Genomic DNA, 14,997 nt, shown 5'->3' with positions numbered 1-14,997 from the left:
GGTATCATGAAAAAGATAATCATTATTTCTGCCACTACTATTGTAATCGGTATCACTTCTTTCGCTTACTTTAGTTCTAAATCACCACTACAAAATGAGGCGAAAGCTGTCGAAAGTCAACAGCATAGTAATCACCAAAAAGAAGAGATTCCTGCTTTTCCAAAAGCTGATCATACTGCAAAGAAGCTAGAAAATGATTTTTCCGTTGTAACAAATCCAGAGTCTAATCTTGTCTTAGTTAATAAACATCGAAAACTACCAGACGGATACATACCTGAAGACTTAACAAGACCAAACGTACCATTTACTAGTCCAAAAGATAAAGAAAAAACATTGCTGCGTAAAGATGCTGCAGATGCGCTTGAAAATATGTTTGAAGCGGCAAAGAAAGAAGGACTTGAACTTACAGCTGTATCTGGTTATCGTTCATACAAACGCCAAAAATCATTACATGATACATACGTTAGACGTCAAGGAAAAGCTGAAGCTGATTCAGTAAGTGCCATTCCTGGTACGAGTGAACATCAAACTGGTTTAGCAATGGATATTAGTTCAAAATCTGCTAAATTCCAATTAGAACCTATTTTTGGAGAGACAGCCGAAGGAAAATGGGTTGCAAAACATGCCCATGAATTTGGCTTTGTAATTCGTTATTTAGAAGATAAAACAGAAACAACAGAATATTCATATGAACCGTGGCATTTGCGCTACGTTGGTAATCCATACGCTACATACATATATAAACATCATTTAACATTAGAAGAAGCAATGAAAGACAAAAAATAAGAGAGCAAATTGCTCTCTTATTTTTCTTTCACTCTATCATTGTAGTAATTTTTTCTTCCATTCTTCAGGCCACGGTTCGCCTTTTCCCGTTTTTTTCGATGCTTGAACCATCATTCCACGGCCGACTAAACATGCTTCTCCTTCTGCATTCTTCACCATGTAATGCAAATCTAAAGAAGAATTCCCAACCGATCCCGCTTTTACATACACCTTCAACTGTTCATCAAAATATATTTGCTTAATAAAATTACATTGTAAATCTGCAACAACGATCATCGTTTCTGAAGATTCATGCGTCCATTCTTGCATAAATCCAAGTTCTTTAAACAATGCGATACGTGCTTCTTCAAAATAGGTAAAGGCAACGACATTATTTACATGCCCAAACATATCTACTTCACCAAAACGAACTTTTACAGGATTGTAAAATGAAAAACCACTTTCCCATCGCTCAAAGTCTTCAATATAAGAAATCCTCTTCATTGTTTCCTCTCCTTTTCGCCTTCAAAATAAACAGAATAAACAGAAAAATAAAGTTATAAATATTGCCTCTTCAACATGAAGAGGCAATATTTATTAATAGTTATTGTCGCTACCAAAGAAATCTTTAAACGATTGAATTGTTGTATCACGGTTTAATGCCGCAATTGAAGTTGTTAATGGAATACCCTTCGGACATGATTGCACACAGTTTTGAGAGTTACCACAGTTTGCAAGTCCTCCATCTCCCATAATTGCACGTAAGCGATCTGCTTTATGCATTTCACCCGTTGGATGTGAGTTGAATAAACGAGCTTGTGATAACGGTGCTGGTCCAATAAAGTCAGATTTACTATTTACGTTTGGACATGATTCTAAGCAAACACCACATGTCATACATTTTGAAAGCTCATAAGCCCATTGACGTTTCTTCTCAGGCATTCTTGGTCCTGGTCCTAAGTCATACGTACCATCAATTGGAATCCAAGCTTTAACGCGTTTTAGAGCGTTAAACATGCGACTACGGTCAACTTGTAAGTCACGTACAACTGGGAATGTCTTCATCGGTTTTAAGCGAATTGGTTGTTCTAACTGATCAATAAGAGCTGTACATGATTGACGTGGTTTTCCGTTAATCACCATCGAACATGCGCCACATACTTCCTCTAAACAGTTCATATCCCATGCAATCGGAGTCGTTTGGTTTCCTTTTGAATCAACAGGATTACGACGAATTTCCATCAGTGCCGAAATAATGTTCATATTTGGACGATATGGAATTTCAAACTCTTGGTCAAACGCTTGAGCGTCTGGTCCATCTTGTCTCGTAATGATGAGGCGGATTGTTTTCTCAGACATGTTGCTTATCCCCCTTCTCTTCACCCTTAGCAGCTACATCATGTTTTGAGGAATAGTCACGTTTACGTGGTTTAATTAATGAAACATCCACTTCTTCGTAATGGAATGCTGGTGCATTTCCTTCTCCTTCAAATTTCGCCATCGTAGTTTTTAAGAAGTTTGCATCATCACGATTTGGGAATTCAGGTTTGTAATGCGCCCCGCGGCTCTCATTACGGTTATATGCGCCAATTGTAATAACACGTGCTAACTCAAACATATTTGCAAGTTGGCGTGTAAATGAAGCACCTTGGTTACTCCATCTCGCTGTATCGTTAATGTTAATGCGTTTGTAACGCGCCATTAACTCTTCAATTTTCGCATCAGTTTCTAGTAGCTTTTTATTTTCACGAACTACTGTAACGTTATCTGTCATCCATTCTCCAAGCTCTTTATGAAGAACATATGCATTTTCGTTACCATCAAGCGTTAAAATATTGTTAAATTTCTCTGTTTCGATTAATTCATTTTGCTCATATACAGTAGATGAAACAGCATCAGACGATTTAGAAAGACCTTTCATATACTCAATCGCGTTCGGTCCTGCTACCATACCACCGTAAATTGCTGATAATAGTGAGTTCGCACCAAGGCGGTTACCACCGTGCATAGAATAATCACACTCACCTGCTGCAAATAAACCTGGAATACTTGTCATCTGCTTATAATCAACCCATAGTCCGCCCATTGAATAGTGAACTGCTGGGAAGATTTTCATTGGTAGTTTACGAGGATCATCACCTGTAAACTTCTCATAGATTTCAATAATTCCACCAAGTTTAATATCTAGTTCTTTCGGATCTTTATGAGAAAGATCTAAGTACACCATGTTTTCACCGTTAATACCTAGTTTTTGCTCTACGCAAACGTCAAAGATTTCACGCGTTGCAATATCACGAGGTACAAGGTTTCCGTAAGCCGGATATTTTTCTTCTAGGAAGTACCATGGTTTACCATCTTTATATGTCCAAACACGGCCACCTTCACCACGTGCCGATTCACTCATAAGACGTAATTTATCGTCTCCAGGAATTGCCGTTGGATGAATTTGAATGAACTCGCCGTTTGCATAATATGCGCCTTGTTGATATACAGCAGAAGCTGCTGTACCTGTATTAATAATAGAGTTAGTTGATTTCCCAAAGATGATACCAGGGCCCCCTGTTGCCATAATCACAGCATCAGCTTGGAAACTTTTAATCTCCATTGTTTGTAAGTCTTGTGCAACGATTCCTCGGCACACACCTTCGTCATCAACAACAGCTCGTAAGAAATCCCAACCTTCATATTTCGTTACAAGTCCTGCTACTTCGTGACGACGTACTTGCTCATCTAATGCGTATAGTAATTGCTGTCCAGTTGTTGCACCAGCAAATGCTGTGCGGTGATGTTGTGTTCCACCAAAACGACGGAAATCAAGAAGCCCTTCTTCCGTACGGTTGAACATAACACCCATACGGTCCATTAAATGAATGATACCAGGTGCTGCTTCACACATTGCTTTAACTGGCGGTTGGTTCGCTAAGAAGTCCCCACCATAAATTGTATCGTCAAAGTGGATCCATGGAGAATCCCCTTCACCTTTCGTATTTACGGCACCGTTAATTCCACCTTGGGCACATACAGAATGTGAACGTTTTACTGGTACTAAAGAAAATAGTTCAACATTTACTCCTGCTTCCGCCGCTTTAATCGTTGCCATTAAGCCGGCCAAGCCACCGCCGACTACTATAAGTTTCCCTTTCATGCTCTCCCACTCCTTACTGGTTTGCTAGCTGTGGATCGATGAACGCTAATAATGCACTCACACCTACATAAGATAGACCTAAGAAAATAGCTAATGTTACATAAGTAGAGATTCTTTGTGAACGTGGAGATACTGTAATTCCCCAGCTTATGCAGAATGTCCATAGTCCATTTGCAAAGTGGAAAATTGTTGAAACAACACCAACTAAGTAGAATGCAAACATAGCTGGATTGTTTAAAATATCTGCCATCATATCATAGTTTACCTCTTTACCTAGCATTGCTTGAATACGAGTTTCCCAGACGTGCCAAGAAATGAAAATCAGTGTAACGATACCTGAAATTCTTTGGAAGACGAACATCCAGTTACGGAAATAACCGTAAGAAACCGCATTGTTCTTAGCTGTAAATGCAATATATAAGCCATATATAGCATGGTACAGTATCGGTAAAAAGATGATGAAAATCTCTAGCGCATACCGGAATGGAAGGAGCTCCATAAAGCCTGCAGCTTTGTTAAAAGCCTCTGCTCCTCTTGTTGCAAAGTTGTTTACAATTAGATGTTGCGTCAAAAAGACACCAACCGGGATGACCCCCATTAATGAGTGCCACTTACGAAACGTATACTCGCGGCCTTTCATGTCCCCATTACCCCCTTGAATGTTTGACTGCTGTTTTCAGATTAATTTACAACAATAATGTTTTTTCACTATTGGCATAAGAAAAACTGAAAAAATTATTCGAAATATTTCAGCATAATTTGATAACAAGTTCATTTTACCCCTATTTTTGTCGAAGCGTCAAGAAAACGTATACATAATTTGCATATAATTTGCCAATTCTTTTTCCCTTCTTATATATTCAGATTTTCCCAAAGAAAAATCTGTTTTTATAAATGAGAAATGTTATATAATAATCCCTATAGAAAGAGGGGAATATTGTGAGTAAAAATACAATCGATACAACATCTTTAGAAGATGTTTCATTGAACGCCTTCGCTTATGAATTGCTACGTGAAGAATTACTACCTGATTTAATCGGTAACGATTTAGATGGTATTTTATACTGGTCTGGTAGAAACCTTGCAAGAAAATATCCACTAGAAACAATTGAAGAAGTCATTCAGTTCTTTGAAAAAGCTGGCTGGGGCACTTTAAGCATTATTGAACATAAGCGTCGTGAAATGCAGTTCCAACTTAAAGGCACACTCATCGCTGAACGTCAAAAACAAAACAGACATTCTTCTTATCAATTAGAAGCTGGATTCATCGCTGAACAAATTCAAAAGCAACGAAACGTAGTTGCAGAGTCCTATGAAGAAAAGAAAAAACGTTCAGACTCTATTACATTTCTTGTGAAATGGGATATAAAAGATCTCATTGAAGTGTAGCATTACCTACAGTCAACTAGACATATAAGTTTAGTTGACTTTTTTGTATTTTCATTCAGTTAGGTTTATTTTAAATCTTCAGAAATTATACCAAAAAATAGAAGACGTTGTAAACTACAACGTCTTCTTATCCGCTAAATAAGTATAAATCGTCTCTGCGACATTTTTCGGCATACCCGCTTCGACAAATTCCGTTACAGAAGCTTCTTTCATCTTTTTTAGCGACCCAAAATGTTTCAACAATATCTTTTTTCGTTTATCTCCAATTCCAGGAATATCATCCAGTGCTGATTGAATGACAGATTTCCCGTGTAATTGACGATGGAATGTAATCGCAAATCGATGCACTTCATCTTGAATGCGCTGCAATAAATAAAATTCTTGGCTATTTCGCTCAAGCATCACAGGTTCAGGTGGATCTCCAATAATTAAATGGGAAGTTTTATGTTTGTCATCTTTTACAAGCCCTGCCATCGGAATATATAAACCGAGTTCGTTTTCTAGAACATCACTTACAGCTGCCAGATGCCCTTTTCCACCATCAATAATGATTAAATCTGGTAAAGGCAAACTCTCTTTCAGCGCCCTTGTATAACGGCGTCTCACAACTTCTCTCATAGACTCATAATCATCTGGTCCTTGAACCGTTTTAATTTTATATTTCCTATATTCTTTTTTAGCTGGTTTCCCATCGATAAAAGCAATCATTGCAGAAACAGGATTTGTCCCTTGAATATTTGAGTTATCAAACGCCTCAATACGATAAGGTGTTTCAATCCCGAGCTGCTTCCCTAAATGATCTACCGCCTTAATCGTTCGCTCTTCATCACGTTCAATTAAGTAGAATTTCTCTTCAAGAGCAATCTTCGCATTTTTATTTGCTAATTCTACAAGATCTTTTTTCTTACCACGTTTCGGCTGTGTCGCTTCAACTTCTAAAAAGCGCTCTACTAACTCTGAGTCTATACTTCCTGGAACGACAATTTCCTTCGGCTTAAAATGACTGCTGTTCTCATAAAATTGACCGATAAACGTTAAAAATCCCTCTTCTGGTTCATCGTAGATTGGAAACATAGAAACATCACGTTCAATTAGCTTTCCTTTTCGAACGAAGAAAACTTGAACACACATCCATCCTTTATCAACTGCATACCCAAACACATCACGATCCACTAAGTCACTCATAATCATTTTTTGTTTTTCCATAATCGCATCGATATGAGCAATTTGATCCCGCAACTCTTTTGCACGTTCAAATTCTAGTTTCTCTGAAGCTTCATACATCTTTGTTTCTAATTCTGAACGAACTTCTTTATGCCCACCATTTAGAAACTTAATAATTTCATCTACAATTTCTTTGTTTTGTTCTTCCGTCACTTCTTTCACACAAGGCGCTAAACATTGACCCATATGATAATATAAACAAACTTTATCTGGCATATTTGAGCACTTACGAAGCGGATACATACGATCTAGCAGCTTTTTCGTTTCATGAGCTGATTGTGCATTCGGATAAGGACCAAAATACTTTCCCTTATCCTTTTTTACATTTCGCGTAATAAGTAATCGCGGCTGTTTCTCAGCTGTAATTTTAATAAAAGGATATGTTTTATCATCTTTTAATTGAATATTATATTTTGGATCATGTTTTTTTATTAAGTTTAACTCTAAAATGAGAGCCTCTAGATTTGAGGAGGTTACAATATATTCAAAATCTACAATTTCTCCTACAAGCCGCAGTGTTTTTCCATCATGCGAACCAGTAAAGTACGAGCGCACACGATTTTTAAGCACTTTTGCCTTTCCGACATATATAACCGTTCCTTGCTTATCTTTCATTAAATAACAACCAGGTTGATCTGGTAAAATAGCCAATTTTTCTTTTAAATGTTCGTGCACTCGTTACCCTCCATTTCTACATGCTTAGCATCTTTATTTTCACATGAAAACATACTATGCCAAAACACCCAACATACGTTCTTTTATTGTAACGGAAAGGTGTAAAAAAGGAAAATAAAAAAGGCTACCAAATGGTAGCCCTTTATTTTAGAAGTGTTTAGAAACTAATTCTACTAACGCTTCTTTCGGTTTGTAACCTAACGCTTGATCAACTACTTTACCGTCTTTTAATACGAAAAGAGCTGGAATGCTCATTACTTCGAATTGACGAGCAGTTTCTTGGTTTTCATCCACGTCTACTTTTACTACTTTTACTTTTTCGCCTAATTCTGCATCAATTTCCTCTAATACAGGAGCGATCATTTTACAAGGTCCACACCAAGGTGCCCAGAAATCTAATAATACAACACCTTCGCTAGTTTCAGCTGCGAAGCTTTGGTCATTTGCATTTACAATTGCCATTTTATTTCCTCCTTCAAGTATATTCTACCAAGAGTATATCATTAACTTATATACGTGGCGAATAATATGTATCGTTATGTATTGTAACAAAAAAGTGTTCCTTTATACTATATAAAAATACGGATTAAATACTAAAAAGATGAGAGACAGGGGATCTCTCACCTTTTCTATATATAGGGGTACTTCACTTGGAACTCAAGGGTACTCAAATCATGAATGTACTTTTAACTTTTTAAACTCTTCTGTTAAAAGAGGTAAGACTTCAAATAGATCGCCAACAATACCATAGTCAGCTACTTTGAAGATACTTGCTTCTGGGTCTTTATTAATCGCAACGATTATTTTTGAGTTAGACATACCAGCTAAATGCTGAATCGCACCAGAAATACCGCATGCAATGTATAGGTCTGGCGTAACAACTTTACCAGTTTGACCAATTTGTAATGAGTAATCGCAATACTCAGCGTCACAAGCACCACGAGATGCTCCAACAGCGCCGCCTAATACGTCAGCTAACTCTTTTAATGGCTTGAATCCTTCTTCACTCTTCACACCGCGTCCACCAGCGATAATAACTTTCGCTTCAGAAAGGTCAACACCTTCTGCCGTCTTACGGACGACATCTTGAATAATTGTACGTAAATCTTTCACATCTACTGTAATAGAAGACACGTCACCACTGCGAGACTCATCTTTTTCAAGCGTCGCAATGTTATTTGGACGCACTGTCGCAAATAAGATACCGTCTGTTACAATCTTCTTCTCAAACGCTTTACCAGAGTAAATTGGACGAGTAAAGATAACATTTCCACCTTCAACATCTAAAGCAGTTACGTCAGAAACTAGACCAGCTTCAAGCTTCGCTGCTAATTTTGGTGATAAATCTTTACCCAGTGCTGTATGTCCAAATACAATACCTTCTGGCTTTTCTTCAGCATATACAGCTGAAAATGCTTGTGCATAACCATCAGATGTATATGATTTTAATTTATCATTTTCAACTGTCACAACGCGATCTGCACCGTAATGAATCAATTCATTTGCAAAAGAGGCAACGCTGTCTCCAACTAGCAGCCCTACTACTTCACCGCCTTCTGCAATTGTTTTTGCTGCTGCTACTGCTTCAAACGAAACGTTACGTAGCGATCCATCACGAACCTCACCCATTACTAATACTTTACGAGCCATAGATTTTCCCTCCTGCATATATAATTTCGTATTTTATTAGATTACTTTCGCTTCTGTATGGAGCAACGATACAAGTTCTTTTACTTGATCTTGCAGCTCGCCTTGTAACACTTTTCCTGCATCTTTCTTAGGAGGCAAATAGATTTCAATTGTTTTTGTCTTTGCTTCCACATCATCTTCTTCTAAATCTAAATCATCTAATTCTACTTCTTCTAGTGGCTTTTTCTTCGCTTTCATAATACCTGGAAGCGATGGATAACGAGGTTCATTTAAACCTTGTTGTGCTGTTACTAAAACTGGTAATGAAGTTTCAATCACTTCCGTATCACCTTCAACATCACGCTCAATCTTCACGTTTGTACCGTCAATTTCAAGTTTTGTAATTGTCGTTACGTACGGAATATTTAACGCTTCTGCTACGCGTGGACCAACTTGTCCAGATGCACCATCAATTGCAACGTTCCCGCCTAAAATTAAATCTACATCTTTATCTTTTAAATATTCAGCAAGTACTTTTGCTGTCGTGAACTGGTCACCATTTTCCACATCATCTTCAATATTAATTAATACAGCTTTATCGCAGCCCATCGCTAATGCCGTACGAAGTTCTTTCTCACTATCTTCGCCACCGACTGTTACAACAGTAACTTCGCCACCTTGTGCGTCTCTTACTTGAATTGCTTCTTCAATCGCATATTCGTCGTAAGGGTTGATGATGAATTCCGCTTCGCCATCGTAAATTGCACCGTTTTTAATTACGATTTTTTCTTCTGTATCAAATGTTCGTTTCATGAGTACGTAGATGTTCATTCCATTTACCCCCTTGTTTTTCAGAAAGATTCTATCAATTTTAATTTTCTGTTAATTTATATTAAAAAAATAATTGAACTACCTGCCACTAAATGAAGGCTTACGTTTTTCTAAAAACGCTGCTACACCTTCTCTTCCATCTTCACCCGTAAATACTTCACCAAAGATTTGAGCTTCGCGTTGTACACCTTCATAATAATGAGACGATTTCGTCGTTTGCAATAACTCTAGTACAGCACGAGTCGTCGCTGGGCTTTTTCCAGCAATCTGTTTTGCAACTTTAAGCGTATCATCTAAAAATGTTTCTTCAGCAAAAACTCCGTTAACAAGTCCCCATTTTAATGCTTCTGCACCAGTAATCGGTGTACTTGTTAACATCATTTCACAAGCTTTCGCTTTCCCAACATAACGTGGTAATCGCTGTGTACCTGCAAATCCAGGAATTAATCCAAGTGTTAATTCAGGTAAACCAAGTTTTGCACTTTCAGTTGCAAAGCGCATGTGGCAAGACATAGCAAACTCAAGGCCGCCGCCAAGTGCCGCTCCATGAATTGCCGCGATAACTGGTTTTGAACATTTTTCAACACGCTCAAACGTAACTTGTCCAAGCTGCGCTAATTCTGTCGCTTGCTTCGCTTCAGTAACAGATGTAAATTCTTTAATATCTGCTCCCGCCGAGAAGAAGCGCCCTTCACCGTGAATAACAACAACACGAATGTTATCATCCTTCTCCACTTGATCAATTAATTCAGTAACGTCATGCATAACTTGTGAAGACATCGCGTTTGCCGGCGCATGATTTAACGTCGCCACCGCGATATGATCTTCAACTCTTACAGATAGGAATTTCAACATGATCCCTCCCATTATTGACGATAACCACAAGCTGCAATAAGTAGCCCATGTACCGTTTTTGAAAGTGCGACCAGATCATACTTATGATCGCTCATTACCCAATTGGTCACAACTTCATCTACTGTTCCAAAGATCATTTGTCTTGCCACGCGAACATTTAAATCCGCTTGGAATTCACCTTGCCTTATACCTGTCTCTAAAATCTCATCCATAACTTGTAAGTAGCCTTTTAATACTTCATTTATTTTTAGGCGTAAGTCTTGATTGGACTGTCTTAGCTCTAATTGCGTAACGATAGCAAGAGGATCATTTTGTGATAACAGCAAGAAGTGCGTTTCTACCAACATGAATAACTTCGATACAGCGCTTTCAATTCCTGCTGTTTTTTGACGAATTGTTTCGACAAAATCTCCCATCTTCTCTTGGAATAAGGATATTAATATATCTTCTTTATTTTTAAAATATAAATAAATCGTGCCATCAGCTACCCCAGCTTGCTTTGCTATTTTAGAAACTTGCGCTTGGTGGTACCCATTCTCCGCAATCACAATGACTGCCGCATCAATAATTTGATTGTATTTCGGTCTATTTTTCTTCACTTTACTGTCCCCTTCAAGAAGATGACTGAATGAATAGTCATTCATATTCTTATAATACTGACTATTTAGAAAAGTGTCAATCCTATTTTTTCAAAAAGAAAGGGCCTTAGCCCGTTTGCTCATCCTCATTTTTTCTTTTCTCTTCATCTATTAGGACACGGCGTAAAATTTTTCCGACTGTCGTTTTCGGCAGTTCATCTCTAAACTCATATACTTTCGGCACTTTATAAGCCGCTAAATATTTACGCGCAAACTGGTTTAATTCTTCCTCAGAACACTCCGCACCTTCTTTTAACACAACAAATGCTTTAACTGTCTCTCCCCGGTACGGATCGGGAACTCCAATCGTCACTACTTCTTGCACTTTTTCATGCTCATATAATACTTCTTCTACTTCGCGAGGATACACATTAAATCCACTCGCAACAATCATATCTTTCTTACGGTCTTTCACATAGAAAAATCCATCTTCATCCATGTAACCAACATCCCCTGTATGAAGCCATCCGTCTTGTAATACAGCCGCTGTTTCTTCTGGCTTATTCCAATACCCTTTCATAATTTGAGGACCCTTTACAACAATTTCACCAATTTCACCCGGAGGTAAAGCCTCTCCAGTTTCAAGTGACATAATGTTTGCCTCTGTATCTGGCCACGGCACACCAATACTTCCTGGCACGCGTTTTTCCCACAAAAAATTCCCATGTGTAACTGGCGACGACTCCGTTAATCCATAACCTTCTACCAATTTCCCACCTGTAACTCTCTCAAACTCTTCCTGTACTTCTACAGGAAGCGGGGCAGATCCACTAATACAAGCTTGAATAGAAGAAATATCATATTCTTTTAAGAGGGGACTATTTAATAGAGCAATATAAATGGTCGGTGCCCCTGGAAATAGTGTGACTTTATGTTTTTTTATCGCTTCAAAAACCATTTTCATATCAAACTTCGGAATCAGCACCATTTTATATCCTTGCATAATACTTAAATTCATTACAGCTGTCATCCCATACACATGAAAGAACGGAAGGACACCAAGAATTACTTCTTCCCCTTCTTTACAATTATATAGCCAATGAGCTCCCATTAAAGTGTTCGAAACAAGGTTTTTATGCGTCAACATAACGCCTTTCGGAAATCCAGTTGTTCCTCCTGTGTACTGTAAAAGGGCTAGATCATTTTCAGGATCACAAGGAACTTCAACATTAACATTACTTTCTCTTTCTACTGATTTCCATAGATGAATCGTTTCGCTTTCCGACACATTCACAACAAGATTTGCCTGCTTTTTTTGTACAAATGGATAAAGTAAATTTTTAGGGAAGGGTAAAAAGTCCGCAATCCGAGTTACGATAATATGTTCAATTTTTGTAGCAGATTGAATATTCGTTACTCTTGGAAACACTAAATCGAGACAAAGAATTACTTTTGCTCCCGAGTCATGAAGCTGGTATTCTAATTCTCTTTCTGTATATAGTGGATTTGTTTGTACTACGATACCTCCCGCAAGTAATGTACCATAATAACCAATTACAGATTGCGGACAGTTCGGCAACATAATAGCAACTCGATCCCCCTTTTCCACACCGAGCTTTTGAAGATAATTTGCAAACCTCTTCACCTTATCGTGGAAGTCTGAAAATGTAATATCCTTCCCCAAAAAGTGAAGCGCTTTCTTTTCTGGATAACGAGAAGCCACCTGTTCCACATATCTATGAAGCGGCTGAATATCATAAGAAATCATACTTGGAATTTCTTCTGGATAACTTTTCAACCATGGTTTTTCCATCTTCATTCCCCCTTCAAATACATAAAAATAAATGAATGTTCATTCATGATGGTTGGTTTCATTATATTATAGTCGCCATAACGTTACAATCATAATATTCTGACTTTTATATAACTATGCTTCACTCCATTAACTTCTTATTATATGTACAAACTCTCCTAATCTATAAAAAAATAAGAGAGTTATTGTTTAGCTTAATCTTATTATCGTTAACACAGCTCCTGGTGTAGTTGTTGATAATGTTGCAACAGCTAACAAACCAAATAGTTGCAAACTAATAGCATCTCCTGCTGCAAGAGTTGTAATGATTGTTGCACTAAATGATGTAGTTGCTACCGCAGGAGAATTAATTGTCCCAGCAAGTGGTGCTCCATTAATTGTAATCCGTGAACTGACTAATAATGAAGCCGTTATATTAATCGTGTATGAAATATAATAATTCCCAGCATTTGCAACCGTAAATACTGTATTCCCCCCAGAAACAGTAATACCTGGACCGATGTTTTGATTATTTGGAAGCGGGACATTCGTTCCACCAAGAAGTACCGATATAGCTGTTCCTGACGTATTATTTGCAAATGCATACGTCGCCGTGATACTTGTACCTGTTATTCCCGTTGCTCCTGTTGAACCCGTTGGACCTGTTGGACCCGTTGCTCCTGTTATTCCTGTTGCTCCCGTTATTCCTGTTGCTCCCGTCGGACCCGTTGTTCCTGTTATTCCCGTCGCTCCTGTTGGACCTGTTGCTCCTGTTACTCCCGTCGCTCCTGTTGGACCTGTTGCTCCCGTTACTCCCGTTGGACCTGTTGCTCCTGTTATTCCTGTCGCTCCTGTTGAACCTGTTGAACCTGTTACTCCCGTCGGACCTGTTGGGCCCAGCTTAGGAACTGTCCCATCACAACTAAAACAGCAAGAATCAACATGTACACCATTTTGATTATTACACTCACAATACCCATTGATATTATTGCGCCATGAAGACATGTTGACCACTTCCTTCACATTCAATCTTTTAAGTACAATCGCCGAGTTAAAAAACATCTATTTAAATAACAAAGAAATACTTTACCTAGTCGGGATAAACACAGATTTATTCCATACATTCTAGTAATTATTACATGCGATTCGCTCTCTTTTTGCTTGTACTTTCGCCTTCTTGCTCAAACGAAATTCTTTTTCTTCATTCTGCATATCCATATAAACTTCAATCCAATTAGTGTATTCATCAGTGGACTACTTGCAGTTGAAATTTTCCTTTTTTTCATGGAAATTAGGATTTAGCTCAACAGCCCTTGCTTTAATAGAAATCGGTATTTCAGCTCTCGGCTCAACAATTATTCAACTCTTTATCGTTACGCAAATTTGAATGTTGCTGTACTTGGAGCACCTTATTTCTTATGGTTGGTGAGAAAAAGTTGGAAGAAAGTTAAAAAGGAGCTTCTTGGAAGTCTCCTTTTTTATTCATTCTTATAAGGTCAAAAGGAAACTATCTTTTTTTCACGAATGTAACCTATGAACTAACTAGGAGGGATAAATATGTACCAAACTATTGAAGGCTTCTTGCAATCATGGACATACGAGGCTGAGTCTACTCAAAAGATGCTCGATACATTAACAGATGAGTCTTTATCACAAGAAATTGCACCTGGGCACTGGACATTAGGCAGAGTTGCTTGGCATATCGTGACTGCAATTCCAGTTATGCTATCTGGCACAGGGCTTAAGTTTGAAGGAGAATCGAAGGATTATCCTGTACCAACTTCTGCAACAACAATTGCTGATCAATACCGTAAAGTGAATGTAGCTTTTGTTGAAGCTCTTCAAGGCGAATGGACTGATAAAGACTTAGCTACTATTAATGACTTCTTTGGTCGTCCTATGCCGAATTCTATATTTTTAATGACACTCATTAATCATCAAAATCACCATCGCGGACAAATGACTGTTTTAATGCGCCAAGCTGGTTTAACCGTCCCTGGCGTATATGGTCCTGCAAAAGAAGAATGGGCCGCGGCTGGAATGGAAGCTCCTAAAATGTAACCACAAAAAAAGACAAGGTGTTTACACATCTTGTCTTTTTCTGTAACTTGTTT

The 14,997-nt window shown here is 38.1% G+C and carries 15 protein-coding genes; 3 read left to right on the top strand and 12 right to left on the bottom strand.

The annotated features are described in order from the left end of the window. The first annotated feature begins 6 nt into the window (after positions 1-6). Positions 7-786 (top strand): M15 family metallopeptidase, encoded by a 780-nt coding sequence (locus tag RBB48_RS00920; RefSeq protein ID WP_048541274.1) that lies wholly within the window; start codon positions 7-9, stop codon positions 784-786. 36 nt (positions 787-822) lie between these two features. Here RBB48_RS00920 and RBB48_RS00915 read toward each other — a convergent pair whose 3' ends face one another. The 4 genes from RBB48_RS00915 to sdhC form a co-directional block, all read right to left on the bottom strand. After that, positions 823-1,269 (bottom strand): acyl-CoA thioesterase, encoded by a 447-nt coding sequence (locus RBB48_RS00915; protein ID WP_000822749.1) that lies wholly within the window; start codon positions 1,267-1,269, stop codon positions 823-825. 93 nt (positions 1,270-1,362) lie between these two features. Beyond that, positions 1,363-2,124 carry a succinate dehydrogenase iron-sulfur subunit gene (gene sdhB / locus RBB48_RS00910; protein WP_001291827.1) on the bottom strand — a complete coding sequence of 254 codons (762 nt, stop codon included), beginning with the start codon at positions 2,122-2,124 and terminating at the stop codon, positions 1,363-1,365. Further along, positions 2,117-3,910, bottom strand: coding sequence for a succinate dehydrogenase flavoprotein subunit (gene sdhA / locus RBB48_RS00905; RefSeq protein ID WP_000676749.1), 1,794 nt, complete (start codon positions 3,908-3,910; stop codon positions 2,117-2,119). The genes sdhB and sdhA overlap by 8 nt, the downstream gene beginning before the upstream one ends. 13 nt (positions 3,911-3,923) lie before the next feature. Further along, positions 3,924-4,550 carry a succinate dehydrogenase cytochrome B558 gene (sdhC, locus tag RBB48_RS00900; protein WP_000678354.1) on the bottom strand — a complete coding sequence of 209 codons (627 nt, stop codon included), beginning with the start codon at positions 4,548-4,550 and terminating at the stop codon, positions 3,924-3,926. Between the two features lie 299 nt (positions 4,551-4,849). On the opposite strand from sdhC, the gene RBB48_RS00895 reads away from it, so the two are divergent. Next, positions 4,850-5,299, top strand: a complete 450-nt coding sequence (locus RBB48_RS00895) for a YslB family protein (RefSeq protein WP_000042225.1) — start codon at positions 4,850-4,852, stop codon at positions 5,297-5,299. A 114-nt stretch (positions 5,300-5,413) separates the two neighbouring features. Here RBB48_RS00895 and uvrC read toward each other — a convergent pair whose 3' ends face one another. The 8 genes from uvrC to RBB48_RS00855 form a co-directional block, all read right to left on the bottom strand. Then, positions 5,414-7,198 carry an excinuclease ABC subunit C gene (gene uvrC / locus RBB48_RS00890; RefSeq protein ID WP_000544269.1) on the bottom strand — a complete coding sequence of 595 codons (1,785 nt, stop codon included), beginning with the start codon at positions 7,196-7,198 and terminating at the stop codon, positions 5,414-5,416. Between the two features lie 147 nt (positions 7,199-7,345). Beyond that, on the bottom strand, positions 7,346-7,660 hold the full coding sequence (gene trxA / locus RBB48_RS00885) for a thioredoxin (RefSeq protein WP_001018943.1): 315 nt from the start codon (positions 7,658-7,660) through the stop codon (positions 7,346-7,348). A 210-nt stretch (positions 7,661-7,870) separates the two neighbouring features. Further along, on the bottom strand, positions 7,871-8,848 hold the full coding sequence (gene etfA / locus RBB48_RS00880; RefSeq protein ID WP_000101967.1) for an electron transfer flavoprotein subunit alpha: 978 nt from the start codon (positions 8,846-8,848) through the stop codon (positions 7,871-7,873). Positions 8,849-8,884: 36 nt separating this feature from the next. Next, positions 8,885-9,658, bottom strand: coding sequence for an electron transfer flavoprotein subunit beta (gene etfB / locus RBB48_RS00875; protein WP_001029035.1), 774 nt, complete (start codon positions 9,656-9,658; stop codon positions 8,885-8,887). 78 nt (positions 9,659-9,736) lie between these two features. Continuing rightward, the gene (locus tag RBB48_RS00870; RefSeq protein WP_000911294.1) at positions 9,737-10,513 is read right to left on the bottom strand and encodes an enoyl-CoA hydratase; all 777 of its coding nucleotides are present in this window, start codon (positions 10,511-10,513) and stop codon (positions 9,737-9,739) included. An 11-nt stretch (positions 10,514-10,524) separates the two neighbouring features. Continuing rightward, the gene (locus RBB48_RS00865; RefSeq protein ID WP_088064524.1) at positions 10,525-11,112 is read right to left on the bottom strand and encodes a fatty acid metabolism transcriptional regulator FadR; all 588 of its coding nucleotides are present in this window, start codon (positions 11,110-11,112) and stop codon (positions 10,525-10,527) included. Between the two features lie 106 nt (positions 11,113-11,218). Continuing rightward, positions 11,219-12,904: a long-chain-fatty-acid--CoA ligase gene (locus tag RBB48_RS00860; RefSeq protein WP_137014403.1), complete on the bottom strand. Its 1,686-nt coding sequence runs from the start codon at positions 12,902-12,904 to the stop codon at positions 11,219-11,221. Between the two features lie 189 nt (positions 12,905-13,093). Next, positions 13,094-13,888, bottom strand: coding sequence for a BclA C-terminal domain-containing protein (locus RBB48_RS00855; protein WP_306007318.1), 795 nt, complete (start codon positions 13,886-13,888; stop codon positions 13,094-13,096). A gap of 552 nt (positions 13,889-14,440) precedes the next feature. Here RBB48_RS00855 and RBB48_RS00850 point away from each other — a divergent pair. Further along, on the top strand, positions 14,441-14,944 hold the full coding sequence (locus RBB48_RS00850; RefSeq protein ID WP_149213775.1) for a DinB family protein: 504 nt from the start codon (positions 14,441-14,443) through the stop codon (positions 14,942-14,944). The last annotated feature ends 53 nt before the right edge of the window (positions 14,945-14,997 follow it).

This window comes from Bacillus sp. MMSF_3353, from assembly GCF_030733445.1.
In the GTDB taxonomy this organism is placed as follows: Bacteria; Bacillota; Bacilli; order Bacillales; family Bacillaceae_G; genus Bacillus_A; species Bacillus_A wiedmannii.
The sequence above is the reverse complement of the archived record's forward strand: the minus strand, read 5'-3'. Positions and strand labels throughout refer to the sequence as shown.